This is a genomic window from Aggregatibacter kilianii (assembly GCF_003130255.1).
GTDB classification, from domain to species: Bacteria; Pseudomonadota; Gammaproteobacteria; order Enterobacterales; family Pasteurellaceae; genus Aggregatibacter; species Aggregatibacter kilianii.
The window spans coordinates 1-14,042 of the sequence record NZ_NRCN01000001.1 but is presented as its reverse complement, the minus strand read 5'-3'; the positions used below and the strand labels follow the sequence as shown (position 1 = coordinate 14,042).

Sequence of the window (14,042 nt, the reverse complement as noted above, 5' to 3'; positions counted from 1 at the left end):
GATAACGGTTTATTCGGATTACTTAAACATTTCGCGCATCATTGGCTTGTTGTAAGAGTTGACTGCTTTCCTGCAAAAATTGCTCGGAGTAGTCACCAAACCAATCACGAATTTGATTAAATTGTGCAATAAAACCTGCTTTATCTTTATTCTTGAAAAACGCAAAGCCGGTTTCATAACTATTTTTCAAATGCTCAATGACGGCCAAATTTTCCGGTTTATCGGCAATAATATCCGCATATAACGCCGCATCTTGAGCAAACAAACGCCCTACCATCGCCAATTCCAAACGATAAATAGGTGAAGATAGCGCCAGTAATTTCTCCAAATCCACAGATTGCTGAGATAAATACAAGCCATACACAAACGTGGAAAAGTGGCGCAGGGCTTGAATATAAGTCATGTGATGATCATGTTCTGTCGCATCCACATGATAAATTTTCACGCCCCACATTTGAATTTGCTGTAACAGCCATTGATAACGTTCACTAAAACGTCCATCGCAACAGGCAACGATTTGTTTCGCCATACTGGCCACATCCGGCCCGAACATCGGGTGCAAACCCACGACAGGGCCATGATGAACCTCCAGCATTTTCTCTAACGGCGCACGCTTCACAGAGGTTAAATCCGCCAGTAGCATATTTTCGGTTAAATACGGTTTTAATTGCGCAATCACTTCTAGAGTATTGGCAATCGGCACGGACACAATAACTACATCGGCATCCTGCAAAATTTGTGCGGCTTGTGGCCAATCGTTTTGTTCTAAGGAAACAACATTGTAACCGGAACCGGTCAAATAGCGACCGAACAAACTACCTAATTTACCGCGCCCGCCGACAATAACAATTTTGCGAATTTGCGGATTCATCGTTTTAAAACCGAACTGATTTTCGCTCACATAAGATTCCCGCATAATGCGACGCAAAATATCCTCGATTAAATTTGGGGAGAGTCCCAGTTTTGTAGCTGCTTCACGTTTTTTCTGCAACATTTCACTTTCCCGTTGCGGAACATAAATCGGCAAACCATGTTGCTGCTTCACTTCACCGATTTTATGCACGACGTTCAGCCGTTTTGCCAGAAGCTGTAGCAATTCTTCATCGAGCGAATCAATCTGTGCTCTCAATTCCGCCAAGCGTTCCATGTTGTCCTCACCTAAAAAATATTGAAAAAACCGACCGCACTTTTACTTCACGGAACCACAAGTCAAGCAATACAAATATTGCCCTTTCGGATCGTTAAAACTGTTCAATGCGCCTAACTGTTTGGTTAAATGAGTAAATTCTTTCGGCAACCCAACACTTTCAAACATCATACTTTTCGCCCAAGCTTTAGCATCACCTTTGAAGCCGTATAGCATTTTTTTCAAGAATGAACTGTCTTCATCTACAATCCATTCCACAGAAAAGGTGCCTTCGTCGAGTTTATCTTTTTCTGCACGTTTTTCATTCACCAGTTCGATAACTTTGCCTAAAGCGGTATCTAATGTACCTAGCTCGTCCACCAGTTTACGTTCAAGCGCTTCGGAGCCCAACCAAACTTGACCTTGCGCAAGGTTATCTACTTGCTCCTTGGTTAAATGACGACCTTCGCTTACCTTAGCTAAGAATTGATCGTAGCCATATTCAATTTCCAGTTGAATGACATCATTTAACGGAGTAGATAGTGGTGAGAATAATGAACCGAATGTTAAATCAGTAGTTTTCACCCCATCTGCGGTCACGCCGATTTTCTTGATGGTTTTCTCAAACGTTGGTAATACGGAAAAAATCCCGATTGAGCCAGTGATGGTGTTTTTATCGGCCACAATATAATCTGCCGTGGAGGAAATCCAATAGCCGCCCGAAGCCGCCATGCCTCCCATAGAAACCACGACCGGTTTGCCGGCTTGTTGTAAATGTACCAACTCCTGACGAATCACTTCTGACGCAAACGCACTACCGCCCGGACTATTCACACGCAACACAACCCCTTTGACTTTGCTGTCGTCATAGGCTTGGCGCAATAATCTCACAATAGTATCACCGCCCACATTTTCGTCATCACTTTCGCCGTCAATAATGGCACCTTCCACATTCACTACAGCAATTTTATTCTCGGTTTCACCTAACATACGATCAGGCAAGGAGGCTAAATAGGTGTCGTAGTCCACCATTTTTGGTAGATGATCTTCATCTTCTCCAAAAAGTTCGGTCAGTTTTTTATCAAAATCAAAACGATCCATCACGCCGGTAACTAACTTACGTTGCTTCACATACGCCGTTGTGTCGCCTTTTAACGCTTTCAGTTCGGTTAAATAAGTATGAGCATCCGGTGCAACAGCGCTTTGTTTAATGTCACGATTCTCAGCCACACTTTGTTTATAACTGTTCCACATCACATTCAACCAGCGTTGTAAATTGGCCTTGGCTTCATCGGACATATCATTACGCAAATAAGGCTCTACCGCCGATTTATATGTGCCGACACGAAAGACATGCGGATTTACTTCTAACTTATCCAACATATCTTTGTAATACAGATTTTCCTGTACAAACCCCTCAATAAACACGGCTCCAATCGGGTTCATATAAATTTCATCGGCATAGCTGGCAAGGAAATATTGAGCTTGACTATAGTTATCCGCATAAGCAATCACTTGTTTGCCGCTCTCTTTGAAATTTTCAATAGCTTCTCCCACATACTCCAATGCCGGTAAATCGCCACCTTGGAAAAGATTCAAATCCAACACCAAACCACGAATTCTGTCGTCTTGTGAAGCAGAATCAATCGCATAAACTACATCAAATGTAGAATATTGCTGCGGGATGTTTTGATCATCTAACTCTTTTAATAGATTTTTCAAACCGCTTTGCTCATCACGATTATCCGCCAAATAGCCGTCTAAATTTAAAAATAATGCGCCTTGATCGCCATTTAGTGCCACTTTATTCTGTTTATCGGCGCCGAGCATAATGCCTATCACCGACAACAACACCAAAACAAAAATGAGGAAAACAATGTTCATTACAAGATCGCGAATAAAATTCAATGTACGCCAAATATATTTGAATATAGAGAAGATAAATTTCATATAACCTCAAAAATCAACAAGAAAACTGACAAAACGGCGTTTAAAATACCACAAACAGCCGGCACAATAAACCTGCGAAAAAAATAAACTATGCTATAATCCACCGCACTTTTTAGCCTGATGAAGAAAGAAGGATACTCATGGATGCATTAAAATTGCTTACCGAGCGTTATTCGGAGAAAAAACTCAGCGCCCCTGCGCCAAATAAACAACAATTGACCCAAATTTTCCAAGCGGCATTACGCGCGCCGGATCATGGCAAACTGCAACCCTATCGTTTTATTGTGATTGAACAGGATCAAATGACCGAATTTAGCGGATTATTAAAAAGTGCGGTGCATGAACTCAATTTAGGCGAAGAACGCTTAAAGAAAGCCGATGATCTAGCCACCCGAGCGCCAATGATTATTGGGGTTGTCGCCAAAATCAACCCTTGCATTAAAAAAGTACCGGAATGGGAGCAGTTACTTTGTGCTGGTTGTGCTGCCTACGCCATTCAATTAGCCTCCAATGCGTTAGGTTTCAAAAACGTTTGGGTCAGCGGTCCTTGGTTGGAAGGTGCCGATTTGCGTGAGGCATTTCAATGCGAAACACAGGATAAAATCATTGGTTTCCTTATGATAGGCTCGGCAGCAGAGAAATTAGAACGGGAGAAAAAATCCCTGAGCTTGGAAGATATCGTGCATTATCTTTAATTATAAAAAAACAAAAAACGCAGCTCCAATGCTGCGTTTTTTATTAAATCCTGCGAAAAGTGCGGTCACAAAAAACAGAGTTTTTTAAATGTTGGCAAAGCCAACGGCTCCGCAGAAGCGAATAAATCAGATAAATGATTTAGGATATGTTGACCTGCCGTTTTACTTCGGCTTAACCAAGCCTTCCACCTTTATTTCGCTGTCCCGCGAGGCGATAAAATCTTTGGTTTCTTTCATTATGGCTTGAACCCGAGGGTCGTTCCACTTCACAATCTGGTTTTTGTCATCCCGTTTATCCGACCAAATAATCACGCCATCCATGTATTTATGGCTAATTTCCAACATAGCGCGCCACGTTTTGGCATCAATAAATTTTTTGAAATGCGGGCTTTGGGTAGCAGAATAATATTGCGGCCACAAATAGCCAATCACCTGTTTATCCGGAAAATGTTGGCGAATTTCTTTTACCGTGGTTTGCACATCCCGTTCCCAGTTTTCCAGATCGGGATCGGCAATATAAAACACCGGATTCAAATAATCGCAGAAGGACGTTGCCTGCTGACGACGTTTGCTAAATTCACGCCATTTATTCAACACCGCTTCATAGCTTTCTGTTGGGCGGAAGAAGCGAATAACACTTAAGTTTTCGGTGGGTAAACCATAGTTACAACTAAATGCACGCGGGTTTTCCTCTTTAAAAATTTGGTACATCTGTTCAAAATCCGATGCCAACTCTTCAGGCGTCAATAACTGCCCATCTTTATTACCAAACCAAGATTCAATATCGGTGGAAATCGTGCGATAGCCTTCTTTGTGAGATTGACGGGCCAGTTCGCGGATACGTTGTAGATCTAATACGCCGTGCTTGCGTTTCCCCTCAGGATCAGGTTTGACCAATTCGGATTCATAAACTAAAAAGACTTTGGATAATTTATCTTCGGTTAAGTCGGGCTTACCCACATAATCCATACGATCATAAATAATAAAATCTTTTGCTGTCACCATTCCTGATGTCAATGTAAGTGTTGCTAGCAACCCTCGCAATAAGGATTTCTGCATATTTTGCTCTCCGTTCATCGGTTAAATTAATCATCTTTGCCGTTAAAGTGCGGTCAAAAAAGTCAAAGATTTTTTTTGGCTTGAATAAATAGGGTTGAAAAAAATGAATACCTCAGCTTGTGATCGATCACTTAATTTTCAAACCGCTTACTTATGACCGCACTTTTAGGCGGGCAGTTCAGATTATTTAAATACCATTGCACGGTTTTCATCATAGCTGAAGGGAATTTTTCCAAAGGTTGCCAGCCTAATTCACGCTGAATTTTATCGGCATTGATTGCATAACGTATATCGTGTCCCGGCCGATCGGTCACATGTACGATTAAATCCCGGTAATATGCAACATCGATCGGTTTATTGGGCGCAAGTTGTTCCAATAAATCACAAATCGTATGCACGATATCTAAATTAGTTTTCTCACAGTGGGCGCTGATGTTATAACTTTCGCCTACACTACCCTGTGTCAGTACCAAATATAATGCCCGTACATGGTCATCCACATAAAGCCAATCACGAATTTGTTGTCCGTTACCGTAAATCGGCAAAGGTTTACCATCCAGAGCATTCGCAATCATCAACGGAATGAGTTTTTCTTTATATTGATAGGGGCCGTAATTATTGGCACAGTGGGTGATCATTGTTGGTAAACCGTAAGTACGATGCCATGCACGAACCAAATGATCCGCAGAGGCCTTGGATGCAGAATAAGGACTACTCGGCGCATAAGGTGACGTTTCTGTGGATAGCGTTGTCTCCCCTGCCGTATCTCCATAGACCTCATCGGTAGAAACGTGCAAAAAACGAAAGGCTGCCTGCTTCTCGGCAGAAAGGATATAGTAATAATGGCGGGCCGCTTCCAATAAAGAATAAGTGCCGACAATATTACTTTGAATAAAAGCTGACGGCCCATCAATAGAACGATCTACATGGCTTTCCGCCGCCAAATGAACCACACAATCAGGCTGATACTGCATAAACAAACGCGCTAAGGCGTTGCTGCCACAAATATCCAGCTGTTCAAAAATATAACGGGGATTATCGGAAATCGTTTCCAGTGACGCCAAATTGGCGGCATAGGTTAGTTTATCAACATTAACCACCCGCACATCAGTGGTTTGAATAAGATAACGAATTAAGGCCGAACCAATAAAACCGGCACCGCCGGTGATGAGAATTTGCATAAAATATTGTTATAAAAATACCTAATTTGACTTAACCCGATTGATCGTGTCACTTTCCCAACCGTTGTATTCACCGGAGAATTTCTCCGCTAAATTCTCAAAACGTTCAATGTAATTGAAAATGTCCTCTGTATCTAAGGTTAATTCTTGTTCAATTTTAACAATATAAAAACTTTCCTTACTGTTATCCTCATTCGTAATAGTTACCGGCATATTGCTATAACTCATGGTATTAAAGGATATGTCACCAAGATTAATATCTTCCATAAACTGGAACATCATATTTTCTTCAGGGAATTGGAATGTATGTTCAATCGTATAATTGTCTGCCAAATTACGTCTGTGTTGCACTAACATATCAATAATTTCTTCTGTGGCATTTAATTTCATTTCCAACGGTGAAGGCAGTAAGAAATCAAAATAAGTATCCCACTGGGGATCGTCTTGCACATCAACCTTATCCACACAATCCTTAAATTGAGACAACATATCAAAAAGCGGCTCCGAATCATCACAATAATAATACACCTGCAAATGACCATCGCCGGAAATATGTCCGGCATAAATCACTTCAGATAACGAGGAAGATTGCACTAAAAGCCGAAACAAATCCAACGTAATGCGCTCATGCTCTTCCAACGTTGGCATACCTTTTTCATCGCTTTCATAAGGCATAGAAACCTGTATGATTTTGTTGTAGGAATCCGGTGAAAATCGTTCAACAATATCCAAATTAACCGTGCAATAAGAAATATTGCCGTTAATTAATGTGCGGTAACTTTGCCAGTTTTGTTCGGAATCAATTATCGACATTACTTAAACTCCGCCCAAATCGGTGCATGATCCGATGGTTTTTCCATGGCTCGAATATCCAACGCAATGCCGGTATCCACACAATGCGCTACTAAGGCTTTATTCGCCAAAATATGATCGATACGCAAGCCACGATTATCATCAAATCCTTTAGAGCGATAATCAAACCACGAGAATTTGTCATTAACCGTTGGATTCATGTAGCGGAATGTATCCTCTAAACCATAGGCATATAAGCGTTGATACCATTCACGCTCTTCCGGTAGGAAAGAACATTTGCCGGTGCGTAACCAACGCTTGCGATTTTCATCACCAATACCGATGTCTAAATCACTCGGGCTAATATTCATATCTCCCATAATAATGACCGGATTTTCCGCATTATGATCTTGTTCTAGATAACGTTGTAAATCTGCATAAAATTTTTGTTTCGCGGGAAACTTCGTCGGATGTTCACGACTTTCCCCTTGCGGAAAATAACCGTTAATCACAGTGAGTTGACCAAATGGCGTTTCCAAATCAATCATGATGATACGCTTTTGTGCCTCCTCACCATCTGTCGGAAAGCCTTTTTTAACGGACAAAGGCGCTTGTTTGCTCAACAGCGCTACCCCATAATGCCCTTTCTGACCATAATGATTGACGTGATAGCCCAAATGATCTACCAGTTCATAAGGAAAAACCTCATCCGCGACTTTAATTTCCTGCAAACCAAGCACATCAGGTTGGTATTTATCAATAATCTCTTCTAACTGGTGCGGCCTGGCCCTTAACCCGTTAATATTAAATGACATGACTTTCATTGTTTACTTCTCTTGTTTTACTTTTAGGCAACATTATACTTGTAACAAAGAAAAAAGCAGAAGTTTATTCTGCTTTCTTATCTTTCTAGACACTGGAAATCGATGCCTTATGCCTTAATAAGCGCCATTTCGTTCCAATACGACTTTAGGCGTTCTACACAATATGGCAAAATCATTCCATAATGACCAGTTCTTAACATACCAGGCATCAAAATAAACACGGGTATCATAATCTACATTATTACGCCCACTCACCTGCCATAATCCCGTCATGCCGGGCTTTGCCATTAAATAGTAATCTACATCTTCCTTATAATATTTCAATTCCTGTGAGACAATTGGCCTTGGTCCAACCAAACTCATTTGTCCGATCAATACATTAAATAATTGCGGTAACTCATCAAGGCTGGTTTTACGCAGAAATTTACCAATATTGGTGATTCGGGGATCATTCTTCAATTTAAAATCCCTTTTCCACTCTTTTTTTGCTAATAGGCTTTTTTCTAGATATTCTCGCAATAACTCATCAGAGTTTATATGCATAGTTCTAAATTTCAAACATCCAAATTTCTTACCATTTCGCCCAACTCTCTTATGCTTATAAATAATATCACCACTATCTTCTAATTTTATTGAAATACATATAAATAAGAATAATGGGAAAAGTAAAATAATTAGAAGAAAAGACACAAAAATATCTACACATCTTTTCAAAACCCGAGAAGAACGTTTTGCTAAATTATTATTAATGCGGAGCAACATTAATTCATAGCTAAAAATAAAAGACATATTAGTACTATATAATGGCAATCCTCTTAATGAAGGAACGACTGAAACTGAACGATAATGATGGCAAGCTAAATGGCGCAACCAATTATCACGCTTAATATCTTCATCATCTTCCAATGCAATAATAAACTGTTCATTAATATTGATATTTTTTTCCCAAAGATCTTTTTCCTCTTCATCTATTACAGGGATAGAAAAAAGCACATTATTTTCAACAGGCTTACCAATAAAACATACAACTTTCAAACCCAAGTATTTTTCACTAGATAATGCTTGATAAGCATCAATAGCATTTTTTCCTGAACCGATAATAATTGTATTTTTTAAATACCAGCCTGTTTTTATTAGGAGTTTTTTTATTAAAATTCGTCCAAAAGGAACCAATACTAAAGTTGCTCCCCATATGCAGACCCATCTATAGCGTGAAAATGTTACATTAGAAAATACAATGATTGTTAATTCAATAATTGAAAATATAACTAATGTATTCAAAACTTCCCTTAACTCATACCAAAAAGGCTTTCTATAAGTATAATGACGTAATTTTACCCAGAACCATGCAATACAAATAACAGATATACAAAAATGAATTAAGGAACTATAAAAAATCTCATATTGAGAGGACGGAATCTCTGATTGTATAAGATAACAAATCCACAAGCCCACACCAAATGACAAAATCAAAAAAATAAAATCAGAAATAGCCAAAATATATTTACATTGAATCTGTCTTTCCATTTTATTCCCGCCCTACAAACTTTCTTTTTATAAAACTTAATATTTTCAAAATTAAATTTTGTCTTTCTAAAGAAATAACTTTTACTTCTTTTTTTATTATATTGTTTTTCAATAACCAAACATTAAATAAACGCTCAGCAAGAAACCCAAACACTCTCTTTTGATACGAGTTATAATTTGAGATATCAATTCTTTCTTCTAATTCAAATAAAATTGTAAACAACCAGTCAGAATACTTTTCAAATAGCTCTCTCTTCATTACAAACATATTGTACAAATATAGTGTTTTGCTCTGCATTACTGTATCAAACGCCTTAATATAATCACCATATTTATTAACTATAATTTCCCTTACTGTATCTAAGTCCTTAATATAGTGCGCATGCTGGTAATGTGAATAAACAGTTTCAATATAATAATTTCTCTTATATGGAACCAAGCAATCAGCCTCTTTAAGCAATCCGATTAATTCTTTGGCTGATGCAATCTTTCTCCCTTTAACACTTAAATCTTTACCGGAGAAATAACGACGATAATGTACTATACCTACATAATCTGTATCTTGAAAAAAGTTATTTTCCCAAGACCAATACAATGCGGTTAATTCACAATAAGATTGATTTTTATCAGAAATATTAATTTCTGTATCATCGGATAAAATACCTAGCTCCAACCCTGTTAGTTTCTTTCCAACTTGTATTGGAACGTAGCATGAACCATTAGGGAATTCATACTTTTTGTGAGTAGCAACAAGAATCTTAATTAACTTATTCATATTAAGAAAGATAAAATCTATGTTTAGTAAAGTTATTAGTAATGCCTGCTATAATGCCTTTTATCGAGATTTTTAATTTTGACAAGTTAAACTTCGTAAATAAATAAAACCAAAACACCTTAAAACAAAAAAGAAATGCTATTAGACCTCCTTTATAATCAATAAGATTTCTAGTGTTATTACGACACATACAATATAGTTTGATTTTAGAATCTGTATCATTAAACTTAAGTAAATTAAAAAACATGGGCGAACCTAAAGTTTTCTCTCTAGGATGGAAAAACCTTGCTGATATAACAGTACAAATATTTATATCAGATTTAGAAGCTCTCCAAGTATATTCCATATCATCTCCCCAAATAAAATAGTCCTTTTTAGGAAATCCTATTTTATCAACAATATTACGTGAAAATAAAATACCATTAAAAGGCATTACAATATCAGGAATTATTTTATCGAATCGTTTTATATCATCTAAATTAGATAACACTTTATTTGTATTTGGCAAACGTAGTGTAAAAGTTAAATTTAAAGGGTTATCAATATCTAAAACCAGAGGACCAATATAATTATCATCTTTAATAAACTTTACCAACTCCCCAAGGCAATCATTATCAGGAACACCATCATCATCCATTAACCAAATATAGTCATAGCCTTGCTCATAAGCATATTTGATACCGGCATGAAAACCGCCAGCTCCGCCTTGATTTTCCGGTAAGCTAAGGAACGTAACACTAGAATTTTCTAAATATCCCTGTTGTCGTAAAAAATCTACTGTGCCGTCTGTACTTGCATTATCCACAATCACTATATGCTCTAAAGCATAACGCTGCATCTCTAAAGCTTGTAAACAACGAAGCAACAGTGCTTTTCGATTATACGTAACAACAACAGCACAAATAGATTTTTTATCCATTACACATCCATATTTACATAAAAAGATTTAAGTGCGGTCTGATTTTGCAATGATTTTTTAATCTCATCTGCAGTTTCTAAGGCTTCTTTGATCGTAACATCCATATCAAGATAGCGATAAGTTCCTAAACGACCAACAAAGGTTACATTAGATTCTTGATTTGCTTTTTCAACATACTGTTGTAATAAAGTCTTATCTTTCACCAAACGAATTGGATAATAAGGAATATCATCTTTTTCACACAAACGACTAAATTCACGATAGCAAATAGTCTTATCATGTTGTTCCCATGGCGCAAAGTGTTTATGTTCTGAAATACGAGTATATGGTATTTCTTCATCACCATAGTTAATTACCGCATTACCTTGGAAATCGCCTTCATCACGGAATGCTTCAAAATCTAAGGTACGATAACCTAAGCGACCTAATTCAAATCCAAAGTACGCATCTAACGGACCTGACCAGAAAATGTGATCAAATTCTGCTTTCATTGATTCAGCAAATGGCGTATTTAAACGTACTTCAATATTTTCATGATTTAAAATGGCTTCTACAATCTGCGTATAACCTTCTTTCGGCATACCTTGAAATTTATGCGCAAAGTAGTTATCGTCATAATTAAAACGCACAGGTAAACGTTTTAAAATGCTTGCAGGTAACTCTTTTGGCTCAACACCCCATTGTTTTTTAGTGTAACCATAAAAGAAAGCTTTATACAAATCCTTACCTACAAAACGCATTGCTTGCTCTTCAAAGGTTTGCGGATCCGTGATAGACATATCAGCTTGGCTTTCAATTAAAGCTTTAGCTTCTGCTGGGGAACAGGTTTTACTAAAAAACTGGTTGATCGTATGCAAGTTAATTGGGAGAGAATAAACCGCACCTTGACTAATTGTTTTTACACGATTAACAAACGGCATAAACTCACCAAATTTGTTCACATAACTCCATACTCGCTCATTATCAGTATGGAAAATATGTGGACCATAAACATGAACCATAACATTCGTTTCAGCATCACGTTCAGAGTGACAGTTACCTGCCACATGACTACGAGAATCGATAACAACAGTCTTATAACCTTTCTCTGCTAATTCGCGAGCGATAACAGCATTGGAGAAGCCTGCCCCTACTAATAAAAATTTTTTCATAAATACTTACCTTTTATTTATCTTGCTTGAATTGTTTTTTCCAAAACTCTGCACTGGTTAAGTCATCATAAGATGATTGATACTCTTTTTTAAGAGAATCATAATTCTTATATAAATTAAACGCAGCTTTGGTATATCTAATTAAATAACTAAAGAATTTTTTCTTATCATGCTCAAGAATAAAACCCTTTTGAGTTGGCCAATGGATATAAAGCACTTTATTATAACGATAAACTTCTCTTAAATTACCGCCAAATCCTTTAGGTTGCCACACCATACCTTTTTTAAAAAATACTTTTGGTAAAATATGTCCATTTAATGTTGCCCAACGGAATAATCGAGCAAAAAGCTTTTCTTCTGGTTTACCCCAAATAACATTCGACGAAATCTCATAAGGAATATCGATAACTTTTTCAGCAGAAATTATTTTTTGAATTTCAGGTCGTCTTTCAGACATACTAACGTTCTGTTCCCAGAAAGCCTTTCCTTTCATCACATCTTCCATCGCTAGAATAGAAGCCAATGCTGTTTCATATTGATACGCCAATAGATTTTTTAGGCACATTCTAGCGGTTGTTTTTATCACATCTTTTGCATTTCCTTGAACCAAATTATGTAAATAATGCATAATGTGATAACGAGTATCTAAATAATGAGGTAATGGTCCATTTTTTAACGAGAAATCTTCTTGCCATGAAGAAATACCATTTAATGTTAAAATTTTAAAATCGTGAACTAAACTAAATCCAGAATCATCCCCTCGTACAAAATAAGGGAAAGCATAATGCTTCACCTCTGATAATGGAAACGCAAAGAACCACCAACCACCATAATCAATATGCTCTTCTTGCTCATTGATTAATAAAGAATAAACCTCTCTTAGATCTAGATTCGGTTTAACCGCTTTACATACACCATCAAATTTTGCCCCATTTTCAAATTGACGGAACATTTCTGCTTCTCTAAGCATAGCTCCAGCTAATGCAGTCTTATGGTCTAATGCATGCTCTAAGAAAGATATTGTACGTTTAATGCCTTCAACCTCACATGAAGCGTCATCATCCATAAACAAACAGTGAGTATAACTACCGTTTTCTTTAAGATGCATTAAACCTCGAGTAAATCCACCTGAACCACCTAGGTTTTCATTAGGAATGATATTTACACCATCAATTTCTGGTAAATTTTGACTATTGTCTACTACATTGAGAGAAACTTTATTCTTAAAATAAGAATCCAACAACTCACTTTTTAATCTATCTAACGCAGGTAAAACATATTGTTGTCGATTAAAATGAGTAATAACAACTCCCATTGATACCGGATTTAGAATTTCAGAGCTTGTGGAATAGTAAAAATTATATAACTCTGAGTAATCTAAAGCCTCAATATCGAATGATAACATTCCATCCTCTAAATCTTTCCAAAACGTTAATGAAAATGAAATTTCAGATATATTATCATTTTCAAAATACATTTCTTCAATCAATCTATGGCTAAAATGTAATCTATGCAGATGCCAAATAATTTTAATTTTCCCTTTAAACTTAATTGAAAAAATAAGATCATTTACATTTGTATAACGTTTCCATTTTCCTACACTTAAACTATTAAAATATGTATCCGTACTTACTTTTCCAAATTTATCTAAGAAAAAAAACGAATCATTTATATGCAAATTCGCAAATTGATTATTTCTAAAATAGAGATCAATTTGAGAGCATAATGAAAGTTTAGGGAAAATACCACTCTGAACTATATGAGACATACTTATAATATTCCTATTAGGGCTGTACTAGATAACGACTAAATCTTTCATTTAGATTAGAATGTTCAAATGAGAAAAAGTCGCTTAAGTCAGCATAAACAAAATAAACTAATTGAACTGTTTGTCGCAGGTGTTACGGCTAGAACAGCAAGTGAGTTGGTAAATGTAAACAAAAATACAGCTGCTTATTACTTTCATCGATTACGTTTACTCATTTATCAAACAAGCCTGCATTTGGAAATGTTTGAAGGAGAAATTGAAGCTGATGAAAGCTA

General features: G+C 36.9%; 12 protein-coding genes and 1 pseudogene. 2 read left to right on the top strand and 11 right to left on the bottom strand.

The features are described from left to right. Positions 1-22: 22 nt before the first annotated feature. Both tyrA and sppA read right to left on the bottom strand, forming a co-directional pair. Positions 23-1,147 carry a bifunctional chorismate mutase/prephenate dehydrogenase gene (tyrA, locus tag DK428_RS00065; protein ID WP_109063938.1) on the bottom strand — a complete coding sequence of 375 codons (1,125 nt, stop codon included), beginning with the start codon at positions 1,145-1,147 and terminating at the stop codon, positions 23-25. Positions 1,148-1,189: 42 nt separating this feature from the next. Further along, complete coding sequence (gene sppA, locus DK428_RS00060) at positions 1,190-3,076, bottom strand: signal peptide peptidase SppA (RefSeq protein WP_109063937.1); 1,887 nt, start codon at positions 3,074-3,076, stop codon at positions 1,190-1,192. Between the two features lie 140 nt (positions 3,077-3,216). Between sppA and DK428_RS00055 the strand changes: the two genes are divergently transcribed. Then, a complete protein-coding gene (locus DK428_RS00055) occupies positions 3,217-3,771 on the top strand; it encodes an NAD(P)H nitroreductase (RefSeq protein ID WP_109063936.1) in 555 nt (184 codons plus the stop codon). 162 nt (positions 3,772-3,933) lie between these two features. Here DK428_RS00055 and DK428_RS00050 read toward each other — a convergent pair whose 3' ends face one another. From DK428_RS00050 to DK428_RS00010, 9 genes are all read right to left on the bottom strand, one after another. After that, entirely contained in the window at positions 3,934-4,830 is an 897-nt protein-coding gene (locus DK428_RS00050; protein ID WP_109063935.1) for a hypothetical protein, read from the bottom strand. A gap of 131 nt (positions 4,831-4,961) precedes the next feature. After that, positions 4,962-6,011 carry a dTDP-glucose 4,6-dehydratase gene (gene rfbB, locus DK428_RS00045; RefSeq protein ID WP_109063934.1) on the bottom strand — a complete coding sequence of 350 codons (1,050 nt, stop codon included), beginning with the start codon at positions 6,009-6,011 and terminating at the stop codon, positions 4,962-4,964. Positions 6,012-6,032: 21 nt separating this feature from the next. Continuing rightward, positions 6,033-6,824: a TIGR01619 family protein gene (locus DK428_RS00040; RefSeq protein WP_109063933.1), complete on the bottom strand. Its 792-nt coding sequence runs from the start codon at positions 6,822-6,824 to the stop codon at positions 6,033-6,035. After that, on the bottom strand, positions 6,824-7,627 hold the full coding sequence (gene xthA / locus DK428_RS00035; protein WP_005703016.1) for an exodeoxyribonuclease III: 804 nt from the start codon (positions 7,625-7,627) through the stop codon (positions 6,824-6,826). The genes DK428_RS00040 and xthA overlap by 1 nt, the downstream gene beginning before the upstream one ends. A gap of 114 nt (positions 7,628-7,741) precedes the next feature. After that, complete coding sequence (gene wbaP / locus DK428_RS00030) at positions 7,742-9,154, bottom strand: undecaprenyl-phosphate galactose phosphotransferase WbaP (protein ID WP_109063932.1); 1,413 nt, start codon at positions 9,152-9,154, stop codon at positions 7,742-7,744. Position 9,155: 1 nt separating this feature from the next. Next, complete coding sequence (locus DK428_RS00025; protein ID WP_109063931.1) at positions 9,156-9,929, bottom strand: DUF4422 domain-containing protein; 774 nt, start codon at positions 9,927-9,929, stop codon at positions 9,156-9,158. A gap of 1 nt (position 9,930) precedes the next feature. Further along, positions 9,931-10,848: a glycosyltransferase family 2 protein gene (locus DK428_RS00020; RefSeq protein WP_109063930.1), complete on the bottom strand. Its 918-nt coding sequence runs from the start codon at positions 10,846-10,848 to the stop codon at positions 9,931-9,933. Further along, a complete protein-coding gene (glf, locus tag DK428_RS00015) occupies positions 10,848-11,999 on the bottom strand; it encodes a UDP-galactopyranose mutase (protein ID WP_109063929.1) in 1,152 nt (383 codons plus the stop codon). The genes DK428_RS00020 and glf overlap by 1 nt, the downstream gene beginning before the upstream one ends. A 13-nt stretch (positions 12,000-12,012) precedes the next feature. After that, complete coding sequence (locus DK428_RS00010) at positions 12,013-13,767, bottom strand: glycosyltransferase (RefSeq protein ID WP_109063928.1); 1,755 nt, start codon at positions 13,765-13,767, stop codon at positions 12,013-12,015. A 69-nt stretch (positions 13,768-13,836) separates the two neighbouring features. Between DK428_RS00010 and DK428_RS00005 the strand changes: the two are divergent. After that, positions 13,837-14,042, top strand: a pseudogene (locus DK428_RS00005) (IS1595 family transposase); the annotation flags it as partial.

Excerpts from the sequence above, each read along its gene's own strand:
- DK428_RS00055 (WP_109063936.1), top strand. The coding sequence starts at position 3,217 with ATGGATGCATTAAAATTGCTTACCGAGCGTTATTCGGAGAAAAAACTC.
- tyrA (WP_109063938.1), bottom strand. The coding sequence starts at position 1,147 with ATGGAACGCTTGGCGGAATTGAGAGCACAGATTGATTCGCTCGATGAA.
- sppA (WP_109063937.1), bottom strand. The coding sequence starts at position 3,076 with ATGAAATTTATCTTCTCTATATTCAAATATATTTGGCGTACATTGAAT.
- DK428_RS00020 (WP_109063930.1), bottom strand. The coding sequence starts at position 10,848 with ATGGATAAAAAATCTATTTGTGCTGTTGTTGTTACGTATAATCGAAAA.
- rfbB (WP_109063934.1), bottom strand. The coding sequence starts at position 6,011 with ATGCAAATTCTCATCACCGGCGGTGCCGGTTTTATTGGTTCGGCCTTA.
- DK428_RS00050 (WP_109063935.1), bottom strand. The coding sequence starts at position 4,830 with ATGCAGAAATCCTTATTGCGAGGGTTGCTAGCAACACTTACATTGACA.
- xthA (WP_005703016.1), bottom strand. The coding sequence starts at position 7,627 with ATGAAAGTCATGTCATTTAATATTAACGGGTTAAGGGCCAGGCCGCAC.
- wbaP (WP_109063932.1), bottom strand. The coding sequence starts at position 9,154 with ATGGAAAGACAGATTCAATGTAAATATATTTTGGCTATTTCTGATTTT.
- glf (WP_109063929.1), bottom strand. The coding sequence starts at position 11,999 with ATGAAAAAATTTTTATTAGTAGGGGCAGGCTTCTCCAATGCTGTTATC.
- DK428_RS00010 (WP_109063928.1), bottom strand. The coding sequence starts at position 13,767 with ATGTCTCATATAGTTCAGAGTGGTATTTTCCCTAAACTTTCATTATGC.
- DK428_RS00025 (WP_109063931.1), bottom strand. The coding sequence starts at position 9,929 with ATGAATAAGTTAATTAAGATTCTTGTTGCTACTCACAAAAAGTATGAA.
- DK428_RS00040 (WP_109063933.1), bottom strand. The coding sequence starts at position 6,824 with ATGTCGATAATTGATTCCGAACAAAACTGGCAAAGTTACCGCACATTA.